The sequence below is a fragment of the Thauera phenylacetica B4P genome (assembly GCF_000310225.1).
Lineage (GTDB): Bacteria > Pseudomonadota > Gammaproteobacteria > Burkholderiales > Rhodocyclaceae > Thauera > Thauera phenylacetica.
The window spans coordinates 30,218-41,017 of sequence record NZ_AMXF01000015.1; the positions used below are offsets into that span (position 1 = coordinate 30,218).

At 68.5% G+C, this 10,800-nt stretch carries 12 protein-coding genes; 1 reads left to right on the top strand and 11 read right to left on the bottom strand.

The annotated features are described in order from the left end of the window. The 11 genes from C667_RS04205 to rpmH form a co-directional block, all read right to left on the bottom strand. Positions 1–2,118, bottom strand: coding sequence for a sensor histidine kinase (locus C667_RS04205; RefSeq protein ID WP_004357582.1), 2,118 nt, complete (start codon positions 2,116–2,118; stop codon positions 1–3). After that, positions 2,115–2,714 (bottom strand): DUF4390 domain-containing protein, encoded by a 600-nt coding sequence (locus C667_RS04210; protein WP_211207658.1) that lies wholly within the window; start codon positions 2,712–2,714, stop codon positions 2,115–2,117. Before C667_RS04210 ends, C667_RS04205 begins: the two co-directional genes overlap by 4 nt. Further along, the gene (rsmB, locus tag C667_RS04215; protein WP_004357585.1) at positions 2,674–3,981 is read right to left on the bottom strand and encodes a 16S rRNA (cytosine(967)-C(5))-methyltransferase RsmB; all 1,308 of its coding nucleotides are present in this window, start codon (positions 3,979–3,981) and stop codon (positions 2,674–2,676) included. The genes C667_RS04210 and rsmB overlap by 41 nt, the downstream gene beginning before the upstream one ends. 108 nt (positions 3,982–4,089) lie before the next feature. Continuing rightward, positions 4,090–4,974 carry a polyamine aminopropyltransferase gene (speE, locus tag C667_RS04220; protein WP_004357587.1) on the bottom strand — a complete coding sequence of 295 codons (885 nt, stop codon included), beginning with the start codon at positions 4,972–4,974 and terminating at the stop codon, positions 4,090–4,092. 3 nt (positions 4,975–4,977) lie between these two features. After that, complete coding sequence (gene speD / locus C667_RS26140) at positions 4,978–5,364, bottom strand: adenosylmethionine decarboxylase (protein ID WP_004357590.1); 387 nt, start codon at positions 5,362–5,364, stop codon at positions 4,978–4,980. A 137-nt stretch (positions 5,365–5,501) separates the two neighbouring features. Then, positions 5,502–6,272, bottom strand: coding sequence for a sulfite exporter TauE/SafE family protein (locus C667_RS04230; RefSeq protein WP_004357592.1), 771 nt, complete (start codon positions 6,270–6,272; stop codon positions 5,502–5,504). Between the two features lie 214 nt (positions 6,273–6,486). Continuing rightward, positions 6,487–7,833 (bottom strand): tRNA uridine-5-carboxymethylaminomethyl(34) synthesis GTPase MnmE, encoded by a 1,347-nt coding sequence (mnmE, locus tag C667_RS04235; RefSeq protein ID WP_004357594.1) that lies wholly within the window; start codon positions 7,831–7,833, stop codon positions 6,487–6,489. Next, positions 7,805–9,463, bottom strand: coding sequence for a membrane protein insertase YidC (yidC, locus tag C667_RS04240; RefSeq protein ID WP_004357596.1), 1,659 nt, complete (start codon positions 9,461–9,463; stop codon positions 7,805–7,807). Before yidC ends, mnmE begins: the two co-directional genes overlap by 29 nt. 20 nt (positions 9,464–9,483) lie before the next feature. Then, complete coding sequence (gene yidD, locus C667_RS04245; protein ID WP_004357598.1) at positions 9,484–9,693, bottom strand: membrane protein insertion efficiency factor YidD; 210 nt, start codon at positions 9,691–9,693, stop codon at positions 9,484–9,486. Further along, entirely contained in the window at positions 9,690–10,115 is a 426-nt protein-coding gene (gene rnpA, locus C667_RS04250; RefSeq protein ID WP_245538422.1) for a ribonuclease P protein component, read from the bottom strand. Before rnpA ends, yidD begins: the two co-directional genes overlap by 4 nt. Then, the gene (rpmH, locus tag C667_RS24740; protein WP_002926183.1) at positions 10,054–10,188 is read right to left on the bottom strand and encodes a 50S ribosomal protein L34; all 135 of its coding nucleotides are present in this window, start codon (positions 10,186–10,188) and stop codon (positions 10,054–10,056) included. The genes rnpA and rpmH overlap by 62 nt, the downstream gene beginning before the upstream one ends. Before the next feature lie 327 nt (positions 10,189–10,515). Here rpmH and C667_RS04255 point away from each other — a divergent pair. Then, the coding region (locus C667_RS04255; protein WP_004357602.1) for a DnaA N-terminal domain-containing protein at positions 10,516–10,800 on the top strand (285 nt) is incomplete at its 3' end.

A 10,800-nucleotide genomic window follows, 5' to 3' on the forward strand; every position in this document is an offset into this window, starting at 1 on the left:
TCATGCTTCCTTGTTTTCGGCCAGCCGCAGGCGGATGCGCACCTCGGCGCCGCCGCCCTCGCGGTTGCTCAGGCGGACCTCGCCGCCGTGCTCGTCCACGATCTTCTTCACCATCGCCAGGCCCAGGCCCGTGCCACGCGACTTGGTGGTGAAATAGGGCTCGAAGGCACGCGACAGGACCTCGGCCGGGAAACCCGGGCCGTTGTCGCGGAACAGCAGCAGCGCGTTCTCGCCGTCGCGGCGGGTGATCACCACGATCTCGCCGTCTTCCTGGGCCGACAGAGCGTCCTGTGCATTTTGCAGCATGTTGTGGATCACCTGCCGGATCTGCGTCGGATCCCCCTGCGCGGGGGGCAAGGTGCTGCCCAGCTCGGTGCGGATGCGCACCGCGGCGCTCTCGTAGAGGTGAAGCACCTCGCGGATCAGGCCGTTGAGATCGAGCGGCGCGAGCAGGGGCGCCGGCAGGCGAGCGTAGTCGCGGAAGGCGTTGACGAGGTTCTTCATCGCCTCGACCTGGTTCACGATCGTGGTGGTCGCACGCTCGAGCATCTCGCGCCCGCTGTCGTCCAGGCGGTCGGCGAGCTTGAAGGCGAGGCGCTCGGCCGAGAGCTGGATCGGCGTGAGCGGGTTCTTGATCTCGTGCGCGAGGCGGCGTGCGACCTCGCCCCAGGCCGCGGTGCGCTGCGCGGCGATCAGGCTGGAGATGTCGTCGAACACCACCACCAGGCCACCACCGGTGCTCTCCGGCAGGCGCGAGCCATGGATCAGCAGGGTGCGCGGCGGACGGTCCTTGACCACCAGCTCCATCTGCTTCTGCCAGTCCCCCGCGTTGGCGGCGAAGCCCTCGTGCAGCAGATGGCCGAGCTCGGTCTGGCGCGGCCAGGCCTCGAGCGGGATATCCTCGAAGCCGGCAAGGTCGTCCTCCAGGATCTGCAGCGCGCCATGGTTGGCTGCGCGCAGATGGCCGTCGGCCGAGAAGGCGAGCACGCCGGTCGACAGGTTGGCGAGCACCGACTCGAGGTAGGCGCGCGCCGCCTCGACCTCGGCGCGATTGCGGTCGGCGGCGCCGCGTGCTTCCTGGAGCTGGCGCGTCATGCGGTTGAAGGACTGCGTCAGCACGCCGAGTTCGTCGTTCGCCGGCAAGGCCTGGCGCGGGCTGAAGTCGCCCTGCGCCACCGCCTGCGTGCCCTCGGCCAGGATCAGCAACGGCTGCGCCAGCCGGCGCGCGATCAGCACGGCGACCGCAAGTGCGCCCAGCAGCGCGAGCAACAGGGTCAGACTCAGCGTGACGGTATAGATGCGCTTGAGCCCGCTGCGCCCCAGCGTGAGCTGCTGGTACTCGCGATACGCCTCCTGCACCGCCTCGGCGTTCCGGCTGAAGGACTCGGGGACCGGCTGCTGCAGCAGCAGCAGGTTGGCCTCGCCCGCCAGCGTGCGCAGCGGGATCGGGGTGAGCACGCGGATGACCAGCCGTCCATCGGGCTCGGCGATCACCGAGTGGAAGTGGCGGCTCTGGCGGGCCTGGCGCAGCTCGGCCGCGCCTGGCAGGTCGGGCAACAGCGCCCGCCCCGACTCCGCCGCCGTCGCGAGGACCTGGCCGCCGGGAGCGAGGATGCTCGCGCTGGCGATCCCGGCCTGTTCGCGCAGGCGGTTGAGGCGGGTGCCTGCGCCCTGCCCCGCCCCCTCCAGCTCGAGCACCATGTCGTCGGACTTGTCGCGCACCTGGCTGACCAGGTAGTCGAGCGCGTTCTGTCCGAGCGCGATCCCGCCCTCGAGTGCCGAATCCACCCGTACGTCGAACCAGGACTCGATGCTGCGCACCACGAACTGCAGCGACACACCGTAGATCACCAACCCAGGCACCACCCCCATCAGCGCGAACATGAGCACCAGCCGCATCTTGAGCCGGGAGCCGAACTGCCCCTCGCGATGCTCCCGCACCAGACGGTGCAGCTGCATCCCGACCAGGGCCGCGAGCACCACCGCCATGCCGCCGTTGAGCGCAAGCAGCCAGGGGTAGCTGGTGGCGAACAGGGTGGTGTTGGAGCTCGCGGAGGCGAGCAGGAACAGCGAGATCCCGGCCAGCGCAGCGGCGACGGCGAGCAGGACGCGCTTCATCGGAACCCTGGCGCGCCCGGCAGGAAGGTCCAGCGCACCCACTCGGTCTCGACGTTCCAGTCGCTGCTGCCGATCGCGGTGACCTGGAAGGGCTTCGGCAGCTGGCTGGTGTCGAGCCGGAAGCGCAGCGAGACTTCGTGCGAGACGCCGGCCTGGAGGACGCCGGTCTCCGCTACCAGCCAGTTGCGCACGCGCTGCATGGTGCGCAGCGCCGCATCGAGTTCGTCGAAATTCTGGTGCAGATTGCCGACCGAGAGCCGGTAGCTGCGGGTGATGGCGTGGTAGTAGAGGCGATAGTCGAGGCTACGGCGTGCCACCGTCTCATTGAGCCAGTACCAGCGCGGGCGCTCGATGAACACCTCGGTGGTGAAGTAGAGCGAGACCCCGCGCGTGACGGCGTCGATCAGGCGCGGGTTGAGATCGATCTCGATGTCGGCGTTGAGCACGTAACCGCCGTCCCCCGGCACGATCTCCGCGCTACGGATGATGCTCTCGGCCTGAGCGAGCAACGCGAACAGCGCGAACAACGCGCCGACGACGAAGCGGACGGCACGCTCAGGGCCGCTTGCGGAGGAGCGCGTAATAGAAGCCGTCATGGTCGGCACAAGGCAGCAGCTGCAGGTCTGGATTTCCGCGGATCGGGAGACGCTCGGCGTCCGCATGACGGAGGCAGAAGCGCGCGACCTGGCCGGCGTTTTCCTCGTCGAACACCGAGCAGGTGACGTAGAGCATTGTGCCACCCGGGGCGAGCGTGCGCCAAAGGGCCTCCAGGATTTCGGCCTGCTGTGCGGCAAAGTTGGCAATGTCGGCATCCCGACGTAGCCACTTGATGTCGGGATGGCGGCGCACCACGCCGGAGGCCGAGCACGGCACGTCGGCGAGGATGCGGTCGAAGGGACGACCGTCCCACCACGCGGCCAGGCGGCGGCAGTCGGCGACCTTCAGCTCGGCGCGCAGGCCGAGGCGCGCGAGGTTGCGCTCCACGCGCCCGGCCCGCACGGGGTCGAGTTCCAGCGCGAGCAGGTCTGCGTCGGCGCGCTCCAGGATGTGTGCGGTCTTTCCGCCGGGAGCGGAGCAGGCATCGAGCACGCGCTCGCCGTCCTGTGCGCCGAGCAGCCGGGCCGCCCACTGCGCTCCGGCGTCCTGCACCGAGAGTCGCCCTTCGGCATGACCGGGCAGCCGGGCGACCGCCAGCGGACGTGCCAGCACCAGCGCGTCGTTGTCGAGACGACGACATTCCAGCCCGGCGTCGGCAAGCGCGGCCTCGACCTCGGGCAGCGTGGCGCGGCACGGATTGACCCGCAAGGCCATGGGCGGACGGGTATTGCCGGCGGCGAGCAGCTCCTGCCAGGCCTGCGGATGCGAGCGGCGCACGCGCTCCACCCACCAGGCCGGAAAGGCATGGCGGGCCTGGGCCTCGGACTCGATCCAGCCCTGCCACTCGGGCTGACGGCGCAAGGCATTGCGGAGCACGCCATTGACCAGGTTGCGCAGGCCGGGCATCGCCACCGCGGTCGCGCCCACGGCCTGATCGACCACGGTGTGCGCCTGCTCCGGGCGCTGCATCAGGCGCTGCAGGGCGAGCAGCAGCAGCGCGCGGATCTCCACCGGCGGCGGGCTATGCAGCAGGTGGGCGAGGATCGCGTCGCCGCGCCCATAGTCGCGCAGGGTGGACCAGGCCAGGTCGCGCACCGCGCCGCGCGTGCCTTCCGGCCACTCGGGGTGCTCGGCCTGCATGCGCTCGAAGGCCTCGGTCAGGTTGGCGCCGTCGATCACGCCGGCGACCAGTTCGGTCGCCCGTGCGAGCGCATAGCCGAGGCTGTCGATGGGCTGTTCCGGGGCAGGCCGTGGCGCGGAACGCATGCCGAGCGCGCGGGAACGCGATGGGCCGGCGGGCCGCGGGGCGGACCGTCGGTCTTTTGGGGGTGCTGGAGTCAAGATCGGGAGGACTGCGGTAGAGGCGGCGCCGGCTCAGGCCAGCAAGGCGCGCAGATGATTGGGCAGGGCGAACTGCGCACAGTGTACCGCACCATTGAAGTGCTGAAGCTCGCGGATCGACCGCGTGGCCAGACGGCGGTCCACCTCTTCGGCGCCCAGCGCGGCCGGGTCGAGCGTGTCGGAGGCGCAGGCCATGCCCCACAGGCTGCCGTAGAGCGGGATATAGAGGAAGTAAGGCCGCAGCTTCGCGAACACCCGGCGCAGGCGGTCGACCAGCTCGCGGACGCGCTCGGGCTGGAACACCGGCGTGCCGATGTGCAGGGTCAGCGCCCCGCCCTCGGCGAGCAGGGCCTTGCAGGCAGCGAAGAAGTCGGCAGCGTAGAGCGCCTCCGCCGGTCCCACCGGATCGGTGAGGTCGAGCACGATGAGGTCGTAGCGCTCGCCCGCCGCGGGGCCGTCCTCATGCACATACTTCATGCCGTCGCCGATGCGGACCTCCACGCGCGCGTCGTCCAGGGCACCGTGATGCACCGCGTGGAGATGGCGCCGCGAGAGCTCGACCACCTTCGCGTCGAGCTCGGCGATCACGATGCGCTCGATCCCGGGGTACTTGAGCAGCTCGTCCGCGGAGCCTCCGTCCCCCCCACCGAGGATCAGCGCCCGACGCAGGCCGGGGTGCGCCACGCCGGGAACGTGGATGAGGTTCTCGTGGTAATAGAACTCGTCGCGCTCCGAGGTCATGAAGCAGCCATCGAGGCGGAAGAGCTTGCCGAAGCGTGGCGTCTCCCAGACCTCGTAGGTCTGCCACTCGGAACGTCCAGCCTCGAGCAGGCGCGCGCCGCGCAGGAAATAGCCCGCATCCTCGCTGACGAGCTCCGCGAGCACACCCTCAGGCACATCGAGCAGGGGCTCGGACATCGCTCAAGCCCCCACCGGCAGGCGACCTCGAACGACCTCGTGCGCCACGATCTCCGCCGGCGCGAGCACCTCGATCACGCGCCGGAAAACCTGGCGGGCACGGGCGCTGTTGTCACGCGAGAAGTTGCACACGTACACGTCCAACGTCGCATCGCCGGTCTCGGGCCAGGTGTGGATCGCGAGGTGCGACTCGGCCAGCACCACTGTCCCGGTGACGCCCGCCGGCTCTCCTTCGGCATTCTCGAACTGGTAGAAGTAGGCGCCGAGCGGGCTCAGCCCGGCATCGCGACATTCGCCCACGCAGAGTTCCTCGAGGGCGGCGCGGCGGGTCAGGGTGTCGTGCGCGCCGCGACATCGATAGATGTCGCCGATCAGATGCAGTCCGTTCATATCCCCAGTTTCCCAAGGCTATTCAACGTTGCTATTTTACCACACCCAGCCGAGTCATATTCCTGCAAAGACAAGACTCCACCCGGATTGCGGCCGAAAACAACGAGCTCCGGCCCTGTTCCACGTGAAACATCCGCTCAGCGCAGGAAGGTGTCGTAGGCCAGCCGCAGGATCAGCACGGACACCACCGCGAGGAACATCTTGCGCACGAATCCGGTGCCATGCTTCAGCGCCATGCGCGAACCGAGGATCGAGCCGGTCAGGTTGCACACCGCCATCACCGCCGCGAGCTTCCACATCAGCTCCACATTGCCGACAAAGAAGCTGATCGCTGCAAGGTTGGTCGCCACGTTCAGGATCTTCGCCGACACCGACGCGCGCAGGAAATCCATTCCGAGCAGGCGGATGAACAGGAAGATCAGAAAGCTCCCGGTGCCCGGACCGAAGAAACCGTCATAGAAGCCGATGACAGCGCCCACGCCCAGCGCGATCGCCACCGAACGTCCACCATGCTCCGGCTCTTTCGAGACGGAGCCCAGGTCCTTGCGCAGGAAGGTGTACACGGCAACGAGGACGAGCAGCGCGAGGATCAGCGGACGCAGGATCGCGGGGTCGAGATAAGCGACCGCCTTGGCCCCGTACCAGGACCCGACGAGTGCGGCGACCGCCCCAGGCCCGGCCACTCGCCACGGAATCTCCACCCGACGGCTGTACTGGATCGCCGCGCTGGTGGTGCCGACGATGCTCGCCAGCTTGTTCGTGCCGAACAGCGTCGCGGGCGCCGTGTTCGGAAAGGCCGCAAAGAGCGCCGGCAACTGGATCAGGCCACCCCCACCCACGATGGAGTCCACGAAGCCGGCAAACAGGGCGGCAAGCCCGAGCGCGAGAAAGAGGAATTCGGTGTCCATGGGTGGAGTGTTTCACGTGAAACAAAAAAAGCGCGCCGCAGCACGCTCGAGGCATGGCGGCGAAGCGCGCGTTGGTTTGTGTAGGAGCGCCGGCAGGCGCGAACGCGGCCCCGCAGCCCCGCCGCAATCATCGTAGCCGCCCTCCCCCCAGCGCAGCATTCGCACCTGCCGGAGCTCCTGCAGGAAACCAATGCGCCGCAAGGATTCGCCGCGGCTACTTGCCGATGCAGAAGCGGGAGAAGATGACCCCGAGCAGATCGTCTGCGCTGAACTCGCCGGTGATCGTCGCGAGCTCCTCCTGCGCCAGGCGCAGCTCCTCGGCGAAGAGTTCGAGCGCGCCGAGCTGGGTGCCCGCAGCCTCCACATGAAGGAGCGCCTCGCGCAGCGCGAGCAGGTGCCGCTCGCGCGCGAGGATCACGTCCTCGCCGTGCGCATGCCAGCCCGCGATCCGCAGCAGCTCCTGGCGCACCAGCTCCACGCCCTCCCCGCTTCGCGCCGAGACCTGCAGGCGGACTCGCCCGCCCGCCTCGACGCGCCCGGGGGGCAAGCCGGCGAGGTCGATCTTGTTCGCCACCACGATGCGCTCGACCCCTTGCGGCAGGCGCACGTCGAGGTCGTCCTCGGCCACCACCCCCGCCTCGACCAGATGCAGGATCACGTCGGCGCGCGCGATCTCGCGCCAGGTGCGCTCGATGCCGATGCGCTCGACCCGGTCCTCGGTCTCTCGCAGCCCTGCGGTGTCGATGATGTGCAGCGGGATGCCTTCGATCTGGATCGTCTCGCGCAGCGCGTCGCGAGTGGTGCCCGCGACGTCGGTGACGATCGCCCGCTCCTCGCCGGCGAGCTGGTTGAGGAGGCTGGACTTGCCGACGTTGGGCGCCCCCACCAGCACCACGTTGAGCCCGCTGCGCAGCAGCGCACCCTGGCGCGCGCGGTCGAGCACGCCCTCGAGCGCCTCGTGGATGGATTCGAGGCGCGGCATCGCGCGCGCGCTCTCGAGAAAGTCGATCTCTTCCTCGGGAAAATCCAGCGTCGCCTCGACCAGCATGCGCAGGTCGATCAGCGCGTCGGTGATGCGATGGACTTCCTCGGAGAACTGCCCGGACAGTGAGCGCACCGCCGAGCGCGCAGCCGCCGCGGTGGAGGCCTCGATCAGGTCGGCCACCCCCTCGGCCTGGGCAAGGTCGAGCTTGCCGTTGAGGAAGGCACGTCGGGTGAATTCGCCCGGCTCGGCCAGGCGGGCGCCGAGCTGCACGCAGCGCTCGAGCAGCATCTGCATCACCACCGGGCCGCCATGGCCCTGCAGCTCGAGCACGTCCTCGCCGGTGAAGGAGGCCGGCGCGGCAAAGTAGAGGAGGACGCCCTCGTCGATCGCCTGCTCGTGTTCATCGAGGAAGCGGGTGAAGTGCGCGATGCGCGGCCGCGGCATGCGGCCGCACAGGGCGAGGGCGAAGGCGCCGAGGCCGGCGCCCGAGACGCGGACGACACCGATGCCGCCGCGGCCCGGTGCCGTCGCGATCGCGGCGATCGTGTCAGGCGGGCTTGCCGGCCGACTTTCCACTTTCGATCATCCGCGTGATCTGCCACTGCTGGGCGATCGACAGGCAGTTGTTCACCACCCAGTACAGCACCAGGCCGGACGGGAACCACAGGAACATGAAGGTGAAGATGATCGGCATCGCCATCATGACCTTGGCCTGGATCGGATCCGGCGGCGTCGGGTTCAGCTTCATCTGGATCAGCATGGACACGCCCATGATGATCGGCAGGATGAAGTACGGGTCCTTGGCCGAGAGGTCCTGGATCCAGCCCAGCCACGGCGCATGGCGCATCTCGACGCTGCCGAGCAGCACCCAGTACAGCGCGATGAACACCGGGATCTGCACCAGGATGGGCAGGCAGCCGCCGAGCGGGTTGATCTTCTCGGTGCGGTAGAGATTCATCATCTCCTGCTGCATCTTGGCCTTGTCGTTGCCGTACATCTCCTTCATGCGCTGCAGGCGCGGGCCCAGCACGCGCATCTTGGCCATCGACTTGTAGCTCGCCGCCGACAGCGGGAAGAAGATCGCCTTGATCGCCACCGTGACCAGGATGATCGCCCAGCCCCAGTTGCCGGTGAGGCTATGGAACCAGGACAGCACCCAGAACAGCGGCGCCGCGATCACGGTCAGCCAGCCGTAGTCGACCACCAGGTCGAGGCCCGGGGCGATGCCCTCGAGCTTGTCCTGCTCCTGCGGGCCGGCGTAAAGGCGGGTGGACACCGCGCCCTCGGCGCCCGGGGCGATCGAGGTCACCGGCAGGATCACGCCCGCGGAGAACAGGTTGTTGCCGAGCGCGCGCGCGAAGTATTCGCGCTGCTCGCCTTCCTTCGGCAGCCAGGCACCCACGAAGTAGTGCTGCACCATCGCCACCCAGCCGTCGGCCGCGGTCTTGGGGAACTTGGCGTCGCCGTCGGTGATGTCGGCGAACTGCACCTTCTGGAACTTGTTGGCGTCGGTGTAGAAGGCCGGGCCGGTGAAGGTGGTGACGCCGAAGGCCTCGACCTGCTCGGCCGGGTTGCCGTCGCGGGTGAGCTGGAAATAGGCGTGCGGCGCGAGCGCCTGGCCGGAGCCGTTGCGGATCTCGTAGGCCACGTCGATCAGGTAGCTGCCACGCGCGAAGCGCATCACCTTGGTGACCTGCACGCCGTTCTGCCCGGGCGCCTGCAGGCGCAGCTCCACGGCGTCCTCGCCGTCCTTCAGGCGCAGCTCGCCGGCGGGCAGCTCGAACTGCGTCTTGTGGTTCGGCAGGCCCTCGCCGATCAGGCCCGACTGCGCTGCGTACTGGTGCCGCGTGGTGCCGTCGTCGAGCAGGACGAAGTTGCCGCCCGCCTCGCCGCTCGCCTTGTGCTGCTTGAGCTCGAGGCGAACGATGTCACCACCCTGTGCCGAGACCTCGGCGCGCAGCAGATCGGTCTCGACCACGGTGCGCGGCGCGGCGGCAACTTGCGCCGCCTGCTCGCCCGGCACCACCGGCTGGCCGGGCGTCGCGCTCAGCGTGGGCGTGGGCACTGCACCGTCGACCGGCGCCGTGTTGCCCGCGGCGGCCTGCTGCTGGGCGGCGGGCGGCTGGTTCTGCTTGATCCAGCCATCCCACAGCATGACCAGCGAGAAGGAGAAAATCAGAAAGAGGATGAGGCGGCGTTGATCCATCGGAATCGTTCTGTCTCAGGTCAGGGAACGGGATCATACCCGCCCGAATTGAAGGGATGACAGCGCCCCACCCGTTTCGCGGCCATCCAGCCGCCACGCAGCGCGCCGTGGCGCTGTATCGCCTCGATCGCGTACTCGGAACAGGTGGGGTGGAAGCGGCAATTGCGGCCAAGCATCGGGCTGATCGCGTAGCGGTAGAAACGCAGCAGGGCGATCAACACGGTCTTCATTGCCGGGGCAGCCTTTGCAGAAGGGAGAGCAGGTCGAGGTTGAGCTCCGCGCGCGTGGCCTTGGCCACCGGCGCGTTCAGGCGCACGACGAGGTCCATCGCGGGAAGTTCGGCACGCTGACGGCGGAAGATCTCGCGCGCGATCCGCTTGACCAGGTTGCGCACGTTGGCGCGCTTGGCCAGCTTCTTCGCCACGACCACGCCGAGGCGGGCCGTGTCGAGACCGTTGGGCCGGTAATGCACGATGTAGAACCGCCCGCGCAGCGCCCGCCGAAAAGCAAAAACGGATGAATACTCATCCGTTTTGTGCAATCTGTGAGCGCTGCGGAAACCCTGATCAGCGCCCGTGGGCGAAACCACCTCAGACGGCGAGGCGGTGACGACCCTTGGCACGGCGTGCGCGGATGACCGCACGGCCGCCACGGGTCTTCATGCGGACCAGGAAACCATGGGTGCGCTTGCGGCGGACAACGGAGGGCTGATAAGTGCGTTTCATGTCGGACTGCCAGTGTTAGGTCAAACGCGAGAGTTAAATGGATAATCCTATGTTTGTCAATAGGAATTTTTGACCGAGCCTGTGGATAAGTCTCCCGTGGCGGTTTAGAATGCTGACTTTTCGTGCCACGCTCTCCAGGTGCCACTGCCCTGGACGAGACGCGCACAGTGCGCCGCTCGAGCGCACCGCCGGCACACTCCCCGACTCGCATCGCAACCCGGCGCCTGCCCATGGGCGCCGCGCATCCTGAATTCTGCCGCAGACCGAACCGCCGCACGCTTGCCCTCCATCCTGCCCCACGACACTCCACGCCCCCAAGCCCACGCCGTGACTCAAGATTTCTGGTCCTTCTGCCTGTCGCGCCTTGAACAGGAGCTGCCCCAGCAGCAGTTCAACACCTGGATCAAGACCCTGCGGGCCGAACCCGGCGAAGGCGGCTGGGCGCTCGTCGCGCCCAACCGCTTCGTGCTGCAGTGGGTGCGCGAGCGCTACCTGCGCCGCGTCGAGGAGCTCGGCGAGGAATTCACCGGCGCCCCGCTCGCCATCGAGCTGCAGCTGCCGCCCGCCGGCGCCGCGCGTCCGGCGCGCGCCGCAGCCCCGACGGATGCGGCG